Source organism: Ensifer sp. ENS06, assembly GCF_014852205.1.
GTDB classification, from domain to species: domain Bacteria; phylum Pseudomonadota; class Alphaproteobacteria; order Rhizobiales; family Rhizobiaceae; genus Ensifer; species Ensifer adhaerens.
Window position 1 is genome coordinate 206,096 of the sequence record NZ_JACVBC010000002.1, and the last position, 20,494, is coordinate 226,589.

Below are 20,494 nucleotides of genomic sequence, written 5' to 3' on the forward strand. Positions count from 1 at the left end.
AAAGTGTGCGCGGCCCTCGCGGGTGCGCCCGCCCGGCTTGCGAGACTCGCCGCAGTCGGCGAGTTTGGCAGCGGCCGGGTCAATGGCCGCAACCTTGGAGGAGCCATGGGCTTCGTTGGCGATTTCTGTGACGATGTGGCGCGGTCGATCGGCTTTCTCAGCCGCATCCCGATGCCTGCGCGTCATTTCGAAGGTTATGACGGGCGCTTGAGCCGTGCCGTGCGCGCCTTCCCGTTCGCCGGCCTGGCGATCGCACTGCCATCGGCGGCCGTCGCCATGGCCCTCATGGCGCTGCAGGTGAGCTCGCTCTTTGCCGCCTTTGTCGTCGTCGCCATCCAGGCGCTTGTCACCGGCGCACTGCACGAAGACGGGCTTGGCGACACGGCCGATGGCTTTGGCGGCGGTCGCGACCGCGAAGCGGCGCTTGCGATCATGAAGGACAGCCGCATCGGCACCTATGCGGCCGTCGCCCTCATCCTCTCCTTCGGCCTGCGCGTCTCGGCGTTCGCCTCGATCCTGCCGCTCTTTTCGCCGCTGGGCGCCGCCATGGCGATCCTTGGCGCAGCTTGCCTCAGCCGCGCCGCCATGGTCTGGCACTGGTCGTCGCTTCCGCCGGCGCGCAGCAGCGGCGTCGCGGCCTCGGCTGGCGAGCCGGAACCGGCGGCCACGCGCTTCGCGCTTGCCTTCGGACTTCTTGTCGCAATGCTGCTCTTCTATCTCGCGCAGGTCCCGGCGCTCGGCGTCATCGCGGCGCTCGTCGCATTCCTTGCCACGGTCAAGGGCTTCGCTCGGCTGGCGATGCGCAAGATCGGCGGACAAACGGGCGACACGATCGGGGCGACGCAGCAACTGACCGAAATCGCCGTGCTCGGTGCCCTTGCGCTGACGGTTTGAAACATCGATATATCAAGGGAAAACTGAGCACGCCCATGGAATCTCCCTGCATTCTCGTCTGTTCGATCGATGACAAGACCGGCTACTGTTTCGGCTGCGGCCGTACCCGCGACGAAGTCGGACGCTGGACGCTCTATACCGATGCCGAACGCCGCGCGATCATGAGCGCGTTGCCTGCGCGGCTTGAGACCGTCGAACGCAAGCCGCGGCGCGAAACCCGACGCACGCGCATGGCGAGGGAACGCGGCGAAGCATGACCCGTCTTGCCATCCTGCTCTCGATCCTGGCCATCGGCCTCATCCTGCTGATCATCAACCACGACACCGGCCGCACCATGGGGCTTGCCAATGACCAGTTCGGGCAACTGGTCTCGCTCGGCGCCATCGCCACGCTGATCGGCGCCGGCATCCTGCAGAGCCGCCACCGCTTCGGCGAAGGCCTGCGTCAGATCGCCATCTGGCTCTTCGTCGTTCTGGCGCTGGTCTCGGCCTATGTCTACCGCTTCGAGTTGGAGGGCTTCGGCAACCGCCTGCTCGCCGGCCTCATCCCCGGCCGCGCCACCATCATCACTGACAGCGAGGGACAGCAGGAAGTGGTGCTGCAGAAGATGCTGAACGGTCATTTCGAGACCACTGCGACGGTCGACGGCAAGGACATCAGCATGCTGGTCGATACCGGCGCCAGCAACATCGCGCTCACCTATGAAGATGCGGAAAAGATCGGCCTCGACCCGGCCAACCTCAACTATATCGTTACGGTCATGACAGCCAATGGCCGGGCCCAGGCAGCCCCCGTGATGCTTCAGGAGATCTCGATCGGCCCGATCACCCGCCGCAACATCGGCGCAACGGTCGCAGCCAAGGGCAAGCTCGATCAGAGCCTGCTCGGCATGAGCTTCCTGTCGACGCTGGAGATGCTGCAGATGCGTACCGACGAGCTGCGTCTGCGCGACTGACCGGCATCGGCCCCGGCGCGCGGTCGTGCCACGCATAGAAGCAAGGGGAGCACGGCATGGATTTCATGCGACTGCTGAAGTCGATCGAGGAACTGCTCTATGAGCTCGTCTGCTGGCTGCTGTTTTATCCGCTCACCCTGTGGCGCACGCTGCGCCACCCGCAGGCGATGATGCGCTATGCCGACGTCGAGCTCGGCGACGACCTGCCGGAGCAGTACTCGGATGCGCTGAGCCCGCCGCTTTTTCTGCTGATCACGCTGCTCTTGGCGCATGGGCTGGAGCTCGGCCTCGTCAGCCGCGCAGTTCCCTGGGCGCCGACGTCGCTGCTTGCCTCCGACTCCAACCTGCTGATGTTTCGGGCTGTCGCCTTCAGTATTCTGCCTCTGCTGATGGCCGTGAAGCTCTTGCGCAACAAGGGTGCCAAGCTGACACGCGAGACGCTGCGTCCGCCCTTCTTCAGCCAGTGCTACGTCACGGCACCCTTCGCTTTTGCCATCAGCCTCGGTGGCCAATTGCTCTTGGCCGGGCACAACGCCTTCACCACTGTCGGCGCCGCCTTCGTGGTCGCTTCGATCGTCTGGTACATCGTTGCCGAAACGCGCTGGTTCATGGCCGACCTCGGGCTCTCCGCCGTGCGGTCGCTCCTCCACGTCGTGGTCACGATTCTTCAGGCGCTGCTCGCGATGGCCGTCGCCAGCACGATCATCGCCTATGCCAGTGGAGCCGTGCCGGCGCTAGCACCCTGACGACCGATGGAAGTCAGTTACGCAGGCGGTAGCCGGTGCGGAAGATCCAGGCGAGCACCGACATGCAGACAGTCAGGAAGGCAATGATGATCACCGCGCTGAAGATCGGGTTGACGTCCGACACCTCGAAGAAGCTCCAGCGGAAACCACTGATCAGGTACAGCACCGGGTTGAAATGGCTGACGGCCTGCCAGAAGGGCGGCAGCATCTTCACCGAATAGAAGCTGCCGCCGAGGAAGACGAGCGGCGGGATCACCAGCATGGGGATCAGGTTCAGTTGCTCGAAATCCTTGGCCCAGATGCCGATGATGAAGCCGAACAGGCTGAAGGAAATCGCCGTCAGCACGAAGAAGAAGACCATGACGAAGGGATGAGCGATCGTCAGGTCGACGAAGAGCGATGCCGTCAGGAGAATGATCGTGCCGATCATCATCCCCTTGGTCGCCGCGGCGCCGACATAGCCGAGCACGATCTCCACCATCGAGACCGGCGAGGAAAGCACCTCGTAGATCGTGCCGGTGAATTTCGGGAAATAGATGCCGAAGGACCCGTTGCCGATGCACTGGGTCAGAAGCGTCAGCATCATCAGGCCGGGCGTGATGAAGGCGCCATAGGAAACGCCGTCGATCTCCTGGATGCGGCCGCCGATCGCCGCGCCGAAGACGATGAAATAGAGCGACGTGGAGATAACGGGCGACACCACGCTCTGCAGAAGTGTGCGGCGTGTGCGGGCCATCTCGAAGAAATAGATCGATTTGATCGCTTCGATGTTCATCGCCCTGCCCCCACGATTTCGACGAAAATGTCTTCCAGCGAGCTCTGTCGCGTGGAAATGTCCTTGAGCCTGATGCCGGCTTCGGCCAAGGCGGCGAGCAAGGTGGTGATCCCGGTCCGCTCGGCGCTGGTGTCATAATCGTAGATCAGACAATGGCCGTCGCCTTCGAGCGTCAGGTTGTAACCCGAGAGCACGTCAGGCACGCCGTCCAGCGGATGGGCGAGATCGACGCGCAACTGCTTGCGCCCGAGCTTCGACATCAGCGCCGCCTTGTCTTCGACCAGCAGAATCTCGCCGCCGTTGATGACGCCGATGCGGTCGGCGATTTCTTCCGCCTCTTCGATGTAGTGCGTCGTCAGGATGATCGTCACGCCCGAGGCGCGCAGCCGCTCGACCACGTCCCACATGCTCTTGCGCAGGTTGACGTCGACGCCGGCCGTCGGCTCGTCGAGGAAGAGGACCCGCGGCTCATGCGACAGCGCCTTGGCGATCAGCACGCGCCGCTTCATGCCGCCCGAAAGCTCGCGCAGCATGTTGTCCTTCTTGTCCCAGAGCGACAGGTCCTTCAGCACCTTTTCGATATGGGCGGGGTTCGGCTTCTTGCCGTGCAGCCCGCGGGAGAAGGTGACCGTGTTCCAGACGGTTTCGAAAGCGTCGGTGGTCAGCTCCTGCGGCACGAGCCCGATCATCGCGCGGGTCTCGCGGAAATCGCGCACCACGTCGTGCCCCCCGACCATCACCGTTCCGCCGCTCGGATTGACGATGCCGCAGATGATCGAGATCAGCGTCGTCTTGCCGGCGCCGTTCGGCCCGAGCAACGCCAGGATCTCGCCTTCCTCGATATCGAGGCTGACGCCCTTCAGCGCCTTGAAGCCGGAGGCATAAGTCTTCGACAGATTGGAAACGGAAACGATTGGCGCCATGAAAACTGATCCGGAAGGAGGGGCAGAGTCTTGAGGTCCCGCCCTATATGGGACAATTCATTCCGATTTGCAGCCGGCTGGAATGAAAAAACAAGATCACTGTGCGTCAACGCGGCTGAGACAGTCCCGTATCGGCGCCCGCTCCGGCCGATGTCTGCCTCGGGAGCTTGCGGTCAACCAGCCGGTCATGGACCAGCATCCCGGCCAGCATTGCCGCCACGAAGAGGACCGTTGCCGGCAAGCCAAGCGACAGCGAGGCGAGCGCCGGGCCCGGGCAAAGCCCGACCAGCCCCCAGCCGACGCCGAAGATCGCCGAGCCGACGATCAGTCGCCGGTCGATGACCTGATTGTTGGGCAGATGAAAGGTCCCGTCGAACAGCGGATGTTCCAACCGGCGCGTCACCAGAACTCCGAGCGCCGAAACGAAGACAGCGCCGCCGAGCACGAAGGAAAGGCTTGGGTTCCAGTTGCCGGTTATGTCAAGAAAAGCCCGCACGCGGGCCGGATCGAGCATTCCCGACAGCGAAAGACCGAACCCGAATACGACGCCGGAGACGAGCGTCGCGGCAAGGCGGAGCAAGGCGCTGTTCATGCGAAGAAACCCGCAACGAAGACCGTGACGATCGCTGCTCCCATGAAGGTGGCGACCGCGGCGATCGAGCGGCGCGACAGCCTTGCAAGCCCGACAACGCCATGACCGCTGGTGCAGCCCGAGCCCATGCGCGAGCCGAAGCCCACCAGCAGGCCGCCAACCACGAGAAGCGGCCAGGAGGCCGTCACGGTCACCGGCGGCCAGGCATCGAAAATGAGGCGGTACAACACCGGTCCGGCAATCAGCCCCAGTACGAACAATGCGCCCGACGAAGCCTGTACGCCCTGCAGCAGGCGCCCTGCGATGCCACTGATGCCGGCCACCCGGCCATTGGCCACCATCAGGATCGCCGCCGACAGGCCAATCAACAGCCCGCCTACCAGCGCATTCCCGTATTCATTCATGCTTTTGAACCATCCCGACAGAAGATCTGATAGAGCGAGCCGACGAGGCGCGCCACCTTGTCGTGGCTGAGCCGATAGAAAACCTGCTTGGCCTGCCGACGGGTCGCGACAATGCCGGCATCCCGCAACACCGTCAATTGCTGTGAAAGCGTGGGCTGGCGAATGCCCAGCATTTCCTCGAGCGCTGCGACAGAATGCTCGCCTTCGAGCAGCGCGCTCACGATCAGCAACCTGTTGCGGTTGGCAAGTGTCCTGAGGATTTTAGAAACTTCGGCGGCATGCACAGCCATATCGCTGCGCATTCCCGGAAATTGCATGACCGTTCCCATTTCGTCCTCCTGTGGCGTCAAGGAGTGAGTAGGGCCCCCAATGCTTGTAGCGGCCAACCAGACACTATCCAAGATTGTTATACGAAATAATATAATATCGTATTACTTATTACAAAACCAGACGAAACGGAGAGATCGGCACGGCCTCGCCAACCCGAGGTTTTCTCATCTGCAGAAAAACATATAGAAAATTCAGTCTGTTACAATTGGATCCGAAAATGCCGGGAATCGCCATATTTGGGGCAACCGATCGGAACGCGACCCGGACGAGTAAAACCTAAAGTATAATACTACTTATTTAGGGAATCAGGTCGATTCGCAGATCTTCGCCGACAGCCGGCCAGGAACGCACTCGAACGAAAGCCGGCGCAAGATTTGCTCGGCCGACCACAGCAATCACGCCCAACTGTCACGAAACCGTGACGCTCTTCGATCAGTTTGCAACGCGCGGGCCGCAACATCGCCCTTTGATTTGCGCTCGTGATTTGCAGGCCGGAGCCTCCCCCTTTTGCTCCGGTCGTTGGGCCGGCCTCCCCGCCGGCCTCTTTTTTTGCCGGCTTCCAAGCTTCGATAGCCGGCAGCCGGGAACCACTGGTGCCAACCGGCTGAACACCTAATCGCAGTGCCGATAACCGGTCTTGCGCGTCCTCAGGTCGAAGTGGAAATGGTCCTTGTGGAAGGGGTCGCTGCCCGGGCCGAGCACGGTGTTGAAGTACTTGCAGCTGTCGGAACGCACGGCCTTCAGCAACGCCTTCTCGCGGAAGGCGAAGAAGCCCTTCTTGCGCACGTCGATTTCCTTGCCGTTCTTCAGCACGAACTTGCCGACATCGATGGCGTTGCCGCGCGCGTGTTCCGACATCGGATTGCCGCGACGCGAATTCATCGTGCGGCAGGAGTAGCCGCCAAGCGGCTTGATCGTCTTGATGCCGGACCAGTAGCGGTAGCGTGACGACGGGGCGAGTTCGTACTTCACCCACTTCGCGAAAGCCTCGGTCACCTCGCAATTGAGCTTGACCGCCGGCTTCACACCGATGCCGCCGGACAGCCCGCTGAGTTCGATCGGATAGTCGATGCCGCAGGACGGACCGTTGCTGATGCGCGGAATGTCGCGGAAGGTGACGCCGAGCTTTTTCAGGCGCTGGCGGCAAGCAATCTCGGAACCGGGCATCGCGCCGGTATATTCGGGCGTCGACATCGGATTGTTGGCGCGCGGCAGGAAGGCGACCTGCTGCGGCTCCTGCGTGCGCTGAAGGCGCTGCTGTTCCATGGCGCGGGCGCGCTGCGCCTGTTCGGCGGCCATCTTGTCCGGCGACAGCGGCGGCAGATCCGGGTCATAGCCAAGGTTCGCTTCGGCCGGCGCGGCGCTGTTTGCGCCGCCGAGCTGGCGCACATTCTCGTCACCAATGCCGCCGACCACCGGCTGGCTGGCATTGCCCTCGGCAATGTCGTTGCTCTGCTCCTCCGCAAGCCCCACCACCGGCTGCTCCACGCCGAGCATCGCATCCATGTTGACGCCCTCTTGGGGAATAGCGCTCGAGCCGGCGCTTGCCGGCTGCGCGCCCGTCGCCACCGCCTCGTCGCTATCGAGCATCGGAAGCGCGCGGCGCGTCTGCTGAGGCGCCGCGTGCTGCGGATTGGTCTGGAAGGTCGAAGGCTGCGTGGCGGCCGGATAGGCGGCCACCTCCTGTGCCGGCACGGCATCGACAGGAACCGGCCCGATCGACCCGACCCGCGCCCCGCCATCGATGCGGCCGGGCGGCGAAAGCGCGTCATCGGTCGAGCAGGTGACGAGCGAAAACGAAAGAACGAGCGCCGTCAGCGGGCGATGGAGACGAGTAACATAGGCCATACCGAACTGCGCCTTCCTCCAGGCGGCCCGAAAAAGACCACCGTCACCGCCCCGCTGCCCCTGCCGCCGCCACCGCGTTCAATTGGCACGCAATGGTTGCTACAGCACCTGCAATTGCTGCCTTTTGCCTGTGTCGCAAACCGGGCACAGCGGACAAAAAGCCTGATTTGCCTGGCATTTTATTCAAATACGGTAAACGAAGGCTTGCGCGCCAACCGCTGGAAATGGGGTGTCCGCGCTGCGAATGGTCCATCCATACCGACAAAAAAGAGCCCGCGTCCTCGTCGGACGCGGGCTCGCATGCTGAAGGCGTGATCGCTTAGGCCTTAGCGGCACTCGCCGCGATGGACGATCTGGAAACCGGCACCGCCCGCCTCGCAGGCGTTGGAGAAGGTTTCGATGCGGCTGCCACGCTGGCCGCAGACCGGGGCATATTCGCGGGTGCAGAACTGGCCCTCGGATGGACGGTCGTCCTCCCTGCGGCATTCGCCGCGGCCGATCACCTGGAAGCCCTCGGAACGCGCCTGGCAGGCGTTCGAGAAGGTCTGCGTGCGGCGGCCGCGCTGGCCACACACCGGATTGTATTCCATCGTGCAGGCCTGCGGCTCGCGATCCGGCGGGCGATAGTCCGGACGGCACTCGCCGCGGTGGATGACGTTGAAGCCGTCAGCGCGCGCCTGGCAGGAGTTTGGGAAGCTGCGCATACGATTGCCGCGCTCGCCACAAACCGGCGCATATTCCATCGTGCAGACCTGCGGGCGCGTGGGCCTCGGCCCCGGCCGCGGCTCGTCGACGACGACGGTACAAGCGGAAAGAAACCCGAGCGCCAGCATCATGAGCGCGATCGGCCGGGTCAGAAGTAGTTTGAGAAGTGCCATGGTGTCCCCTCTGGTGCAGCGGCCGGCAACCGGAGCGACGCCCCGTCGAACACCTCCCGCTTCTCGCGTATCTATCCCCGGCGGTGCTGAGGTCAAGACGGAGAATGTCTCCGTGCACGACAACCGGTGTGACGACGGCGGCACCTAAACGCGTATCCTTGCGACAGCATTGCGGCCGACCCCGAATGAAAAACCCGCGCGACGTAGCGCGCGGGTCGCAATCGACAAACCTGTGGCGTCAGGCGGCGCGGCCGTAACCCGCGTGCGAGCCTGAAGGCTGCAGCCGGAACTTCGTCAGCAGCGACTTCAGCTCGCGGCTTTCGGCCGCCAGCGTCTGGCTCGCCGCCGTGGTTTCCTCCACCATCGCCGCGTTCTGCTGGGTCATCTGGTCCATGCTGTTGACGGCAACATTGACCTCCTGCAGCCCGGTCGCCTGCTCGCGCGCGGCCGTGGCGATCGAGGCCACCTGCTCGTTGACCCGGTTGACCTGCGCCTCGATCTCCGAGAGCGCCTCGCCTGTGGAGCGAACCAGATCGACGCCGGCGCCGACCTCGCGCACCGAGGCGCCGATCAGTTCCTTGATCTCCTTGGCGGCTCCGGCCGAACGCTGCGCCAACTCGCGCACTTCCTGTGCGACGACGGCAAAGCCGCGGCCCGCCTCGCCGGCGCGCGCTGCCTCGACCCCGGCGTTGAGCGCCAGCAGATTCGTCTGGAAGGCGATCTCGTCGATGACGCCGATGATCTGGCCGATGCGGCCGGACGAGCTTTCGATCCGCCCCATGGCGTCGATGGCATTGCGCACGATGCCGCCGGACTTTGCGGCGCTGGTCCTGGTCCGGTCGACCATCTCACGCGCTTCGTTTGCCCGTTCGGAGGCATGGCGAACCGTCGAGGTGATTTCGTCCAGTGCCGCGGCCGTCTCTTCAAGGGCGGCTGCCTGCTGCTCCGTCCGGCGGGAGAGATTGTTTGCCGCTTCGGAAATATCGCCGGCGCTGGCGGTGACGATCTCGGTCGAATGCGAGATCGAGCCGATGACATCGCGAAGGGCTGCGACGGCGGTGTTGAAGTCGTCCCGCAGCTTGCCGTATTCCGGCGCGATATGGCTGATCTCGGCGGTGAGGTCGCCACTCGCCAGGAGTTCGAGCGCCGCACCAACGGTTTCCATCGTCTCGGCCTGCGCCTCAGCCGTCGCCCGCTGGCGCTGCTCGTTGCCGCGCCGCTCGGAACTCAGTCGCTCCTGCTGTTCTGCCTCACGCGAGCGCAACTCCAGCCGTTCGCGCACCGAGTCACGCAGGACAACGAGGACCTTGGCCATCTGGCCGATCTCGTCGCCACGGTCGGTTTCCGGCACCTCCGAAGACAGATCTTCGTCGGCGATCGCCCGCATCGAGGCCTTCAGCTTTTCGACCGGCTTGACGACGCTGCGCACGATCGCCAGTGCCGCCATCAGGATGGCAAGAGCGGCGGCGGCAAGAATGCCGGCAACCTGCCAGGCGCGGTCGCGGAACATCGCCGCCAGGTCGTCGGCATAGACGCCGGTCCCGACCACCCAGCCCCAGGGCTTGAAGCCGGCAACGTGCGAATACTTCAGCACCGGCGCGTCGGCACCGGGCTTCGGCCAGTAATAGTCGACGAAACCCTGGCCGCTCTTTTCGACGGTCTTTACGAACTCTACGAAGAGCTGCTTGCCGTTGGGATCCTTGTTTTCGGTGAGGTCCTTGCCGTCGAGCTCCGGCTTGATCGGATGCATGATCATGGTCGGATGCATGTCGTTGACCCAGAAATAGCCGCTGCCCTGGTAGCGCATCGCCTTGATCGCTTCGAGCGCGCGCTTCTGCGCCTCCTCGCGCGGCAGCGTGCCGGCCACTTCCAGCTTGTGATAGGCGTCGAACACGGCGATCGCGTTCTCGTCCATCGCCGCAAGCATCGCCTTCCGTTCGCCGACGAGCGTTTCCTGCGCCTGGAACAGACCGAACGTCAGCGCCGCCGCCATGGTCAAAAGCGCGAATGCCACCAGCGCGTAGAGACGCGCCGAAATCCTGAATTTCTTCATTCCCAATCCCCTGCCCCTCGGCGCTCCCCGCGCCGCCCCCAATCCTGGCTGCCGCGGCATAGCCGGCAGGCACTCCCAGAGCCTGCAGGTTAGGATGAGGTCTTTGCAAAGCTCCTAACGAGGAACCCCTAAATTTGGCATTCCTCATTCACCCCCTGCGAAAGTATAACGAGCCGGCACCTCAAGGACGTTGCCGGCATTTGTGCGGCAGCGGGGTCTTCCCTCCACAAGTGCGCTCGGGTTACATCTTGTCTCCAACAGGGAGACAGGCTGCATGACCGAACAGACGAGACCGACCGGCGAACTCACCTTGCGCACGCTCGCCATGCCGGGCGATGCCAATGCGGCGGGCGACATCTTCGGCGGCTGGGTGATGGCGCAGATGGACCTGTCCTGCGGCATCCGCGCGGCAGAACGCGCCCGCGGCCGCGTCGTGACGGCGGCGGTCAAGGAAATGGCCTTCGCGCTGCCCGTCAAGATCGGCGACACGCTCTGCATCTATACGGACGTGGTCAAGGTTGGCCGCACCTCGATGACGCTCAAGGTCGAAGCCTGGGCGCAGCGTTATCTCTCGCATCTGATGGAAAAGGTGACGGACGCGATCTTCGTGATGGTCGCGCTCGACGAGAACGGCAAACCGAAGCCGGTGCCGGCGGAAGAATAGGAGCGCGGCGCATGGAGCCTGCCCATACCGACCCGGAGATCTTCTCGCATATCCGCGTCGTCATGGGCATGATCGTCAGCCTGAGTCTCGCTCGGCTCTTGAGCGGCATTGCACTCTTCGTCCAGCATCCCGGCAAGACGCGCGTCTACTGGATCCACCTTGGCTGGGTCCTGTTCATGTTCGTCTTCCTCGTGCACTTCTGGTGGTGGGAGTTCCACCTGCACTCGCTGGCGGTGATCGATGTCAGCGTCTACCTCTTCGTCGTCCTCTATTGCTGCGTCTTCTTCTTTCTCTGCGTCATGCTGTTTCCAACGACGCTCGACGACTACAGCGACTACGAACACTATTTCATGTCGCGCCGGGCCTGGTTCTTTGGTGCCCTGGCGCTTGCCTTTGCGGTCGATCTCGTCGACACCGCGTTGAAGGGAAAGGCCTATTTCGCGTCCTACGGCTTTGAGTACCCGGCGCGCAACGCCGCCTACATCCTGCTCTGCATTGCCGCCGCCTGGACCCCGAGCCGCCGCTTTCACGCGGTCTTCGTCGTCGCAGCCGTCGCCTACCAGCTCGTCTGGATGTACCGGGCTTTCGATCTTCTCGATTGAGACGCGGCAGGGCCGTCGTTGAGGATTTCCGTCCAGTGGTCTTGATCCAGCGGCACGGCAGTGCTTTATCCGTTAGTCATATCTATATCTCGCATATGCAGGTCGGGGGACTGTTGCATCATGGAAATCTTTACCGCTGCCGGCCTGGCGGCGCTTCTTCAAGTCATCGTCATTGACCTCGTTCTCGCCGGCGACAACGCCGTCGTGATCGGTCTTGCCGCCGCTGGCCTGCCGACGGACCAACGCAAGAAGGTCATTCTCGTCGGCATCATCGCCGCCACGGTGCTGCGCATCGCGCTTGCCAGCGTCACGGTGCAACTGCTCGAAATCATCGGCCTGCTGCTCGCCGGCGGCATCCTGCTGCTTTGGGTCTGCTGGAAGATGTGGCGCGAAATTCGCGAACAGCAGGCAGCAAACGCTGCGGGCGAAAGCGGACAAGGCTCCGAGGCGCCCAGGAAAACCTTCATGCAGGCGGCCATCCAGATCGTCGTCGCCGACGTCTCGATGTCGCTCGACAACGTGCTCGCTGTTGCCGGCGCTGCCCGCGAACATCCGACGATCCTGGTAATCGGCCTTGCGCTTTCGATCGCCATGATGGGCATCGCCGCCGGCTTTATCGCCCGGCTGCTCAACCGCTATCACTGGATCGCCTATATCGGTCTCGTGATCATCCTCTATGTCGCGCTCGACATGATCTATCGCGGCGCAGTCGAGGTCTGGCCGCATCTGGCCCCGGCCGTGGCGGCGGTGATGTAGTTGCCGCAACGCCGACGACAACCGCTTTTCGCTGAAAAGGCAGGGTTTACGCCCTGCCTTTTTCTTTGTGTCCGTTGGGGGTGTGTCAGCCCTTGAAGATGAAGGAAGCACCGGCCGCGATCAGCGCGAAGCCGACCAGATGGTTCCAGCCGATCGACTCCTTCAGCCAGAAGACGGAGAAGGCTGCAAAGACGATCAGCGTGATCACCTCCTGCATCGTCTTCAACTGGGCCGCCGAATAGACCTGGTGGCCGATGCGGTTTGCCGGCACCGCCAGGCAATATTCGAAGAAGGCAATGCCCCAGCTGGCGACGATCGCCATGTAAAGCGGCGACGACGTGTACTTCAGGTGCCCGTACCAGGCAAAGGTCATGAAGACGTTGGAGATCAGGAGCAGAAGAACGGGCCAGAGATAGGCCGGAGAAAGGGTGAACGACATGAAGAACCTCGGCGTGCGAATCACGCTGTGACGATGCGCCGCCGCCCCGTAGGCGCGCAAGTGCCGCCGCTTCTCCGGCGTAAAGACCTGCCTTGGAAGGCACCGACCCACTATTTTTTTGATGTCTGATGCGGCGAATCGCCGTTTCGCATCAGCTATTTCGGCGATTAGCAATCCCTTCCCTAATATTTTACGGGTTTTGCCACAATTTTGCACCGGCGCATGGTGAATGAAGCTTTGCTGCCCGACGGGGCAGACAGGGGAATACCACACTTCGAAACGGCAGTTGCCGTGAAGCTGGCTCCGCGTTTTGCCGCGGTTCGCCGGCGTGCCCGATGCGGCGTTTTTCAACGCCTGCACGCGCGCGTCCGCTGATATCTCCCCGCCCAACATTGGAAACCGTTGAGCAACCGGGTGCCATGCCGGCGATTGCCAGGCCGCCCCGACCGTTCGCACCAAGCAACTTGTCAAGGAGACCTGACCATGAAGGTCCTGGCGTTTCTTGCGGCTGCCTATGTCGCGCTACTGACACCTGATTTCGCCAATGCGGGCATGCTTGCCCAGGCGCAGCAATACAAGGGCCTGCACGAGGTCAAGAACAACAAGACCCTTCGTGCAGCGCTCGGCATCAACCCGGCCCGCACCCCCTGGTGCGGCCATTTCATGGGCATGGTCGCCCGCAAGGCCGGGCGCAGTCCGCCGCAGAGTTTCGGCATCGCCCGTTCCTGGCTGCGTTTTGGCGCGCCCGTGAAGCTCTCCTATGCCCGTCCCGGCGACGTCGTCGTCGTGCGCACCGGCCGCGGCTATCACGTCGGCATCCTGTCCATGCTGTCGAAATCGACGGCCCAGCTGATCGGCGGCAACCAGTCCGGCGGCGTCAGGGTCTCGCAGTTCGCACGCGGCCAGGTGGTCGCCATCAGACGGTAGCGCGGCCACAACCGCGCCCGAGCGAGCTTCTTTCAGCGCCGGCTTTCCGGAATGCTGGCTTGCGCCCTCAAGCGAGCTTCAGCCGCATGGCACAGCGCCGCTCTGCCGGCAGCCCGTGCGCCGCCTCGTTGGCAAGGATTTCAGCAAGACGCGGATCGAGTTCGCCTGCATCGAGCGTCACAAAGCCGAGCTTGCGATAGAAGTGCTCGTTCCAGGCAAGATCGCGGAACGTCGTCAGCGTGACGGCGGCGCGTGACGTCACGCGCGCATGCGCGATTGCCGCCAGCATCAGCGTGCGCCCAAGCCCCTGCCCCTGACGTTCCGCCTCGACGGCAAGCTGCCAGATGTGCATGGCATCGTCGGCAACCGTAGCGCAAAGAAAAGCGATCGGCCGATCGGAGGCGTCGACCATTACCACCGATAGTCCGGTGCGCAGGAATTCGCGATGAGCTTCTGCCGATTGCACGTCGTCGTCGGCAATCCAGGCAAGCTCGGGGACGGTGCGGAACACCTCGCCGGAGGAGCGCTCGATGGCGGGCAGAAGAGAAAGGTCGCTTTCGCGTGTGGGTCGAATCAGCGGCATGGTGGCGCCATCCTACCGCTGCACAGCGCCGCGTCGACCCCGCTGCGTGTTCCCTAGCTGACCGCCACGCCGCTTAAAGCGACAACGCCATCAACATCTCGTCGAAATAGGCATCGTCGACCCGCAGCGCGCGCTGTTCCAGGCCGTATTCGACAAATCCCGCCTTCCGGTAGAGGCTGAGGGCAGCAGCGTTCGACGAGACGACTGTCAGCAACAGCCGCTCCACCTTGCCCCGCGCTTCGGCGATAATCCCGTCGACGAGCAAACGCGATAGCCCGGTTCCTCGTGCCTCTGGCAAGACATACATGCCCCAGAGGGTCCCCTTGTGCTTTGCCTTTGTCGCCGTCTGGATCGCGAGGCCAGCAACACCCATGAGCTTTTCATCGCTATCGAAGGCGCCGAGGACGAAGCCGCTATCAAGACGTTCCGCTGTGACCTCGATCGGCCGGCTGGCCTCATCCTCGTAAGATGAACCGAAGGCTTCGGGATGCTTCAGCAGGCCGTCTAGCCGAACTGCCCGATAGGCCTCGGCATCACTGGAGGTGAGCCGGCGAATGGAAAAAGGCGCCATCACTGTTGATCCCGTGCGCGATAGAGGTTGCCGGCCTGAACCAAGCGCGGCGGCATGAAGGCCGCAAACCTTGCACAATCGGCCGCTCCGTGGAAGCACCGGCGAGTACAATCTCGCGTAGAAGCCGCGTGGAGCATTTTTACGCATTGAGCAGCGTCTTCAGGCCCGATCAGGGCGATTTACGCTTCTCGGACTTTCTAATTTAAGTTACGCTTAATTTCCTTCTGACCAGATGCCGCAGGAGGGGCCCGCCGCCTTGGAACGGAAGCTCGCCGTGATCCTTGCTGCCGATGTCGCTGGTTACAGTCGCCTTGTCGCGACCGACGAGGAAGGCACGCTTGCGACCCTGGCCACCTACTGCGAGACGATTTCCGGCCTTGCTGCGGAGCACGGGGGCCGCGTCTTCGGCGCGGCCGGCGACAGCCTGGTCGCGGAATTCCAGAGCGCCGTGCAGGCCGTGCGGGCGGCGGTCGCCATCCAGCGAACCCTTCAGCGCCGCAATGCCGACCTACCGCCAGAAAGGCGCATGGAGTTCCGCATCGGCCTCAATCTCGGCGACGTGGTTGTCGACGGCGGCAATCTGCTCGGCGACGGGGTCAATGTCGCCGCCCGGCTCCAGCAGGTGGCGCAGCCGAACGACATCTGCATTTCCGGCGCGCTGCACGACCAGATCGAAGGCAAGCTCGAGTTTCCGATGCAGCGCCTCGGCGAGCGCGCGCTGAAGAACATACCGCGTCCGGTCCTGGTCCACCGCGTCGAGTGGCGCGAGAACCCGGCGGGCGGCGACTTGCCCGGCATGCCGCTTTCCCTGCCCGACAAGCCATCGATTGCAGTGCTGCCCTTCGTCAACATGTCCGGCGATCCCGAGCAGGATTTCTTCGCCGACGGACTGACTGAGGACATCATCACCGCACTGTCGCTTTACCGCTGGTTCTTCGTCATCGCGCGCAACTCCTCCTTCGCCTACAAGGGCCGCTCCGTCGACGTCAAACAGATCGGCCGGGATCTCGGCGTGCGCTACATCGTCGAAGGCAGCGTGCGCCGGTCCGGCTCCCGCGTGCGCGTTACCGGCCAGCTGATCGAGGCCGAGACCGGCAACCACCTCTGGGCACAGCGCTACGAGCGTGAATTCGCCGACCTCTTCGCCATTCAGGACGAAATCACCCAGCATGTGGTCGCGGCAATCGAGCCGGAGATCCTGATCGGCGAAAACCGGCGCGCGCAATTGCGGGGCACCGACAATCTCGGCGCCTATGAATGCCACATGCGCGGCACCCTGCTGCACAATGCGCAGGATTCCGCCGCGCATTTCGACGAGGCGATCGAATGGCAGCGCCGCGCCATCGCCCTCGATCCGGAATTCGGCCGCGCGCACATGATGCTCGCCCGCTCGCTGTTTGCCCGCTGCTTCTTCGGCTTCAGCAAGGACATCGACCGCGACAGCGCCGAGCTGCAGGCGGAGGCCGCGCGCGCGGTGGTGATCGACGATCACGACCCCTATTGTCACTATGTCATGTGTCTCGCCAACTTCGCGGCCCAGCGGCCGCACGCCGCGGTCGAGGAAGCGCAACAGGCGATCGACATCAACTCCAACTTCGCGCTCGCCCACATGGCGCTCGGCTGGGCGCGCATCTATATCGGCCGCTTCGCCGAGGCGCTGGACCCGCTGCACAAGGCGCTGCGGTTGAGCCCGCACGATCCGCTCACCTATCTCTTCCTCAACCGCATGGCGCTCGCCCACTACCATCTCGGCAACTACGACGAAGCCCTGCGCTGCGCCGAACGGGCGCTGCTCTTGCGCCGCACCTATTTCAACCTGGTGATGCTGATCACCTGTCTCGGCCAGCTCGACCGCATCGACGAGGCGCGCAAGCTTCTTCCGGAAGCGATCGCCAACGCACCGAGCGACGTGCCGCGCTACTGGCGCTTCTTTACCGCCTATGTCGATCCTGCCGACCACGCGCATTTCAACGACGGGCTCGTCAAGGCGGGCCTGTCCATGGTTCCGTAGGCCGCCATGACACGATCGCAACTGTTCGGGGTTCTGATCGGCATGACGGTGGTGGCGTTCTTCACCATTCTGCGCGCCCAGGATCCGCAGTTGCTGCGCCAGGCGCGCGACGTCACCTTCGACGAATACCAGCGCATTGCGCCGCGCCGCTTCGAGCCCATGCCGGTCAAGATTATCGACATCGACGAGGCGTCGCTGCGCGAGCTCGGCCAATGGCCCTGGCCGCGCGATCGGCTGGCGAAGCTGACCGACCGCTTGAGCGAGATGGGTGCGGCCGCGATCGCCTTCGACGTGCTCTTTGCCGAGCCGGACAGATTGTCGCCGCGCACGGTGGTGCGCGATGTCGGCGGCGTCGATCCGTCCTTCCTTGCCGCCCTGCCGGACAATGACGAGATCTTCGCCGAGGCGATCCGCGACAAGCCCGTGGTTCTTGGCTTCGGCCTGACCAACGAGGGCAGCTACCTGCCGCCGGTCAAGGCCGGCTTTGCCCTGACCGGCGAAAGCGCCAACGAAGCGCCGCCACGCCTGCGGGCCGCGACGCCGCTCAGGCCGCAGCTCGAGGCCAATGCCGCCGGCCTCGGCCACATCAGCCTCAATCCCGGCTCGTCCTCGGCGGTGGTGCGCACCGCCCCGCTATTCCTGAGCGACGGCCAGCAGTTCTATCCGAGCCTGGCCATGGAGGCCCTGCGGGTGGCCCAGGGCGCTTCGACTTATGTGCTGGCGGCTGCACCCGACGTCGCCAACACGCTGACCGCCGTCAAGATCGGCGACTTCGTCGTACCGCTGATGTCGACCGGCGAGGTCTGGCTCTATGTCACACCGGACACGACGGAACGCTATATCTCGGCGCGCCGCATACTCGCTGACGGCGAGCCTTCGCCGGATATCCGCGCCGGCATCGAAGGCAGCATCGTCTTTATCGGCACTTCGGCGGCCGGACTGCAGGATGTGCGCACCACCGCGCTCGGCCAGAACGTGCCCGGTGTTTCGATCCACGCGCAGATCGTCGAGCAGATCCTGTCGGGTCGCTATCTTTCGCGCCCGGATTGGGCGAACGGGCTCGAAATCCTCTCGATCGCGCTCGCCGGAACGCTGCTGGTGCTGCTCACCACCTTCGTCAGCCCCGTGGTCGCACTCGTCTGCGGCATGGCGGTGACGGCGCTGGCGCTCGTCGCCTCCTGGATCGCCTTCTACTATGGCGGACGGCTTTTCGATCCGCTGGCGCCGATCCTCGCCGCCTCGATCACCCATTTCGCGGCCACTGCCTACCGCTTCCTGGTGACCGATCGCGAACGCCGCGAGGTGCGGCAGGCCTTCGGCCGCTATCTCTCGCCGTCGCTGCTCTACCGCATCGAGCATACGCGCAATGCCCTCAGCCTCGGCGGCGACGATCGCGAGCTCACCGTGATGTTCGTCGACGTGCGCAGCTTCACCGAAATGAGCGAGCGCATGACGCCGACCGAGGTCGTCGCCTTTCTCAACACGCTGCTCGATGCGCTGAGCCGGCATGTGCTGGCCAACGAGGGCACGCTCGACAAGTTCATCGGCGATTCGATCATGGCCTTCTGGAATGCGCCGGTCGACGTCGCCAACCATCCGCAAAAGGCAGTGCGTGCAGCGCTTGGCATGCGCGAGACGCTGGCGCGGCTGAACGCCGACAATGCCTTCGGCTTCGGCGCCGATCAGGAAGTGCGCATCGGCATCGGCATCCACACCGGGCTTGCCTGCGTCGGCAACATGGGCGCCGAGACGCGGTTCAACTATTCCGCCGTCGGCGACACCGTGAACATCGCCGCGCGCATCGAAGCGGCCTGCAAGGACGTCAACATCGACATTCTGGTGTCCGAGGCGACCGCCCAGGCTCTGCCGGACCATGCCATGCTCGACGCCGGCTCCCTCGGGCTCAAGGGCAAGACGACGCGAACGCGGGTCTATGCCGTCGCCGGCGACGAAAACCTCGCTGCCTCGCCCGCCTTCGCGGATCTGCGCGGCCTGCACGATCGGCTGGTCGCCGCACTCGGCGCTCGGACGCAGACCAGCCGCAGCATCATCAACGCCGCCAAGCTGAAGGCAACGGCGCTGACGCCGGCACTCGCCGGTTTCTACGCCCGGATCGGCCGCCGCGCCGACCATTTCGCCCAGACGACCGACGAGAATACCAAGCGTCCTGCCGAATGAGCTTGCCAACGGCAGCCGAAAGCCACCTCACGGAGCACATGCGGAAACGACCGCAGCCTTCTGATTCAGAGCATTTTTCAAGAAACACGGCTCGCCAGAGGAAGGCGGCGAGGCGCACCGGCTCGGCTTTGAGATCAGGCGCGCGTCAGCAAAGCCTTCGCCGCCCCTTCAATCGTGGCTTGGGGCCTGATCCTGCGTCCCCTGATCCTGGCTCGGTTGATCGCCGCCACCGCCGTCTTGCGGTCCTGGGTCGCCGGGGTTGTTCGGCTGCGGGCCGGGATCGCCCGGGTTCTGGGGCTGCGGTCCGGGATCACCCGGGTTTTGCGGCTGCGGGCCGGGATCGCCCGGGTTCTGGGGCTGCGGTCCGGGATCGCCGGGGTTCTCCGGCTGCGGGCCCGGATCCCGGGGCTTTTCTTCCGGCGGCGGCTTCTCTTCACGCGGCTTTTCTTCAACGCGAGCCGGTTGCTCTGGGATGGTACGGGTGGTGCCCTCGAACTGCGCCGCGCGCAGCCCGCAACCGCCGCCCACCCAGCCGATCGCTCCGGACAGGCGTTGACCTCCGGAGAGGAACGGCAGCGCCTGGGCATTGCCCAGGGATTTCAACGTCGTGCGGCTGACCCGTTTCGGTTCGGTGGCCCTCCGGCCAGGCTTGGCGACAACGCAATCGCAGCGCTGCGTCAGCTGCCGGCAGCCGCCTGGACCGCAGAAATCCGCCGCGCCGCTGAGCAGCACCACAGCGGTGGTGCCATCCGGGCCGACAAAGAAGTCGAAGGCGGTGCCGCGCACCCCGATGGTGCCGGCCGGCGTAACGATTTCATAGGCGGAATGGCCGGATTTGCCGCTGATCCAGCGGAACGTGCCCTTGGCGGCCATGATGGTCAGCTTCTTCACCGACTTCTTGTCGTCATAGACGAACTTGTCGATGACGACGGAAGACCCCCAGCCGACGGCAAGCTTGGTGCCGTCCTCGAAGACAAACTGCCCGAGCCCGGACTTCGATGTCGATATCCGTTCGTTCTTGTAGACAGGGTCTCTGACCGCAATCGCACCCCGCGCACCGTTGACCGCTGTCCGGATCTCCACTGCCTTGCCGACCGGTTCGGCGGCAAACAGGGACATCGGACCAAGGACCACGGCACAAAGCCCAAGTGCGGCACCACGCAAGCAGAACATGGCACCCTCCAAAGAACTATTGTTATCACGCGGCAGGCTTGGCTGTCTTCTCGCCCAATCGGGGTAACGCTGCGTCAGGCCCGCAACCGTAAGGGTTACAATGCGACAGGAATCCGACCCGCCTCGGTTGAAGCCCGCGATTCAAGGCGCAAACGGCGCTGGAATCGACTTCGGCAACCCGGGGCGAAATGT

General features: G+C 63.9%; 22 protein-coding genes. 10 read left to right on the plus strand and 12 right to left on the minus strand.

Translation table 11 applies throughout. From position 1 onward, the window contains the following. Positions 1–105: 105 nt before the first annotated feature. Genes IB279_RS10075 through IB279_RS10090 form a run of 4 tightly spaced genes read left to right on the plus strand, consistent with a single transcriptional unit; the run spans position 106 to position 2,595 of the window. Positions 106–894, plus strand: a complete 789-nt coding sequence (locus tag IB279_RS10075) for an adenosylcobinamide-GDP ribazoletransferase (protein ID WP_034795183.1) — start codon at positions 106–108, stop codon at positions 892–894. A gap of 35 nt (positions 895–929) precedes the next feature. After that, the gene (locus tag IB279_RS10080) at positions 930–1,151 is read left to right on the plus strand and encodes a DUF1289 domain-containing protein (protein WP_034795186.1); all 222 of its coding nucleotides are present in this window, start codon (positions 930–932) and stop codon (positions 1,149–1,151) included. Further along, a complete protein-coding gene (locus IB279_RS10085; protein ID WP_060520665.1) occupies positions 1,148–1,849 on the plus strand; it encodes a TIGR02281 family clan AA aspartic protease in 702 nt (233 codons plus the stop codon). The genes IB279_RS10080 and IB279_RS10085 overlap by 4 nt, the downstream gene beginning before the upstream one ends. A 56-nt stretch (positions 1,850–1,905) precedes the next feature. Further along, entirely contained in the window at positions 1,906–2,595 is a 690-nt protein-coding gene (locus tag IB279_RS10090; protein ID WP_060584982.1) for a hypothetical protein, read from the plus strand. Positions 2,596–2,608: 13 nt separating this feature from the next. Here IB279_RS10090 and IB279_RS10095 read toward each other — a convergent pair whose 3' ends face one another. The 8 genes from IB279_RS10095 to IB279_RS10130 all read right to left on the minus strand — a co-directional run bounded on the left by IB279_RS10095 (position 2,609) and on the right by IB279_RS10130 (position 10,398). Then, positions 2,609–3,370: an ABC transporter permease gene (locus IB279_RS10095; protein ID WP_034795209.1), complete on the minus strand. Its 762-nt coding sequence runs from the start codon at positions 3,368–3,370 to the stop codon at positions 2,609–2,611. Further along, positions 3,367–4,293 (minus strand): ABC transporter ATP-binding protein, encoded by a 927-nt coding sequence (locus IB279_RS10100; RefSeq protein ID WP_034795212.1) that lies wholly within the window; start codon positions 4,291–4,293, stop codon positions 3,367–3,369. The genes IB279_RS10095 and IB279_RS10100 overlap by 4 nt, the downstream gene beginning before the upstream one ends. A 106-nt stretch (positions 4,294–4,399) precedes the next feature. After that, positions 4,400–4,885, minus strand: a complete 486-nt coding sequence (locus IB279_RS10105; RefSeq protein WP_112770892.1) for a YeeE/YedE family protein — start codon at positions 4,883–4,885, stop codon at positions 4,400–4,402. Next, a complete protein-coding gene (locus tag IB279_RS10110) occupies positions 4,882–5,289 on the minus strand; it encodes a YeeE/YedE family protein (RefSeq protein WP_112770893.1) in 408 nt (135 codons plus the stop codon). Before IB279_RS10110 ends, IB279_RS10105 begins: the two co-directional genes overlap by 4 nt. After that, the gene (locus tag IB279_RS10115; RefSeq protein WP_034795232.1) at positions 5,286–5,618 is read right to left on the minus strand and encodes a metalloregulator ArsR/SmtB family transcription factor; all 333 of its coding nucleotides are present in this window, start codon (positions 5,616–5,618) and stop codon (positions 5,286–5,288) included. The genes IB279_RS10110 and IB279_RS10115 overlap by 4 nt, the downstream gene beginning before the upstream one ends. A 613-nt stretch (positions 5,619–6,231) precedes the next feature. Further along, entirely contained in the window at positions 6,232–7,467 is a 1,236-nt protein-coding gene (locus tag IB279_RS10120; RefSeq protein WP_112770894.1) for an extensin family protein, read from the minus strand. Between the two features lie 326 nt (positions 7,468–7,793). Continuing rightward, positions 7,794–8,345 carry a Kazal-type serine protease inhibitor domain-containing protein gene (locus tag IB279_RS10125; protein WP_112770895.1) on the minus strand — a complete coding sequence of 184 codons (552 nt, stop codon included), beginning with the start codon at positions 8,343–8,345 and terminating at the stop codon, positions 7,794–7,796. 238 nt (positions 8,346–8,583) lie between these two features. Then, positions 8,584–10,398, minus strand: coding sequence for a methyl-accepting chemotaxis protein (locus IB279_RS10130; protein WP_112770896.1), 1,815 nt, complete (start codon positions 10,396–10,398; stop codon positions 8,584–8,586). Positions 10,399–10,672: 274 nt separating this feature from the next. On the opposite strand from IB279_RS10130, the gene IB279_RS10135 reads away from it, so the two are divergent. From IB279_RS10135 to IB279_RS10145, 3 genes are all read left to right on the plus strand, one after another. Further along, a complete protein-coding gene (locus IB279_RS10135) occupies positions 10,673–11,062 on the plus strand; it encodes an acyl-CoA thioesterase (RefSeq protein WP_043626011.1) in 390 nt (129 codons plus the stop codon). An 11-nt stretch (positions 11,063–11,073) separates the two neighbouring features. Then, on the plus strand, positions 11,074–11,664 hold the full coding sequence (locus IB279_RS10140; RefSeq protein WP_060600902.1) for a hypothetical protein: 591 nt from the start codon (positions 11,074–11,076) through the stop codon (positions 11,662–11,664). Between the two features lie 120 nt (positions 11,665–11,784). Beyond that, positions 11,785–12,420, plus strand: a complete 636-nt coding sequence (locus IB279_RS10145; RefSeq protein ID WP_034795244.1) for a TerC family protein — start codon at positions 11,785–11,787, stop codon at positions 12,418–12,420. Positions 12,421–12,505: 85 nt separating this feature from the next. On the opposite strand, the gene IB279_RS10150 is transcribed toward IB279_RS10145, so the two are convergent. Further along, positions 12,506–12,859: a DMT family protein gene (locus IB279_RS10150; protein WP_034795307.1), complete on the minus strand. Its 354-nt coding sequence runs from the start codon at positions 12,857–12,859 to the stop codon at positions 12,506–12,508. Between the two features lie 483 nt (positions 12,860–13,342). Between IB279_RS10150 and IB279_RS10155 the strand changes: the two genes are divergently transcribed. Further along, complete coding sequence (locus IB279_RS10155) at positions 13,343–13,786, plus strand: TIGR02594 family protein (protein WP_034795245.1); 444 nt, start codon at positions 13,343–13,345, stop codon at positions 13,784–13,786. Positions 13,787–13,853: 67 nt separating this feature from the next. Here IB279_RS10155 and IB279_RS10160 read toward each other — a convergent pair whose 3' ends face one another. Both IB279_RS10160 and IB279_RS10165 read right to left on the minus strand, forming a co-directional pair. Continuing rightward, positions 13,854–14,369: a GNAT family N-acetyltransferase gene (locus IB279_RS10160; RefSeq protein ID WP_060520658.1), complete on the minus strand. Its 516-nt coding sequence runs from the start codon at positions 14,367–14,369 to the stop codon at positions 13,854–13,856. Positions 14,370–14,442: 73 nt separating this feature from the next. Next, positions 14,443–14,940, minus strand: a complete 498-nt coding sequence (locus IB279_RS10165; protein ID WP_112770897.1) for a GNAT family N-acetyltransferase — start codon at positions 14,938–14,940, stop codon at positions 14,443–14,445. Positions 14,941–15,196: 256 nt separating this feature from the next. On the opposite strand from IB279_RS10165, the gene IB279_RS10170 reads away from it, so the two are divergent. Next, positions 15,197–16,951, plus strand: coding sequence for an adenylate/guanylate cyclase domain-containing protein (locus IB279_RS10170; RefSeq protein ID WP_112770898.1), 1,755 nt, complete (start codon positions 15,197–15,199; stop codon positions 16,949–16,951). Positions 16,952–16,957: 6 nt separating this feature from the next. Next, positions 16,958–19,129, plus strand: coding sequence for a CHASE2 domain-containing protein (locus IB279_RS10175; RefSeq protein ID WP_112770899.1), 2,172 nt, complete (start codon positions 16,958–16,960; stop codon positions 19,127–19,129). Positions 19,130–19,297: 168 nt separating this feature from the next. On the opposite strand, the gene IB279_RS10180 is transcribed toward IB279_RS10175, so the two are convergent. Then, on the minus strand, positions 19,298–20,302 hold the full coding sequence (locus tag IB279_RS10180; protein WP_082566463.1) for a FecR domain-containing protein: 1,005 nt from the start codon (positions 20,300–20,302) through the stop codon (positions 19,298–19,300). Between the last annotated feature and the right edge of the window lie 192 nt (positions 20,303–20,494).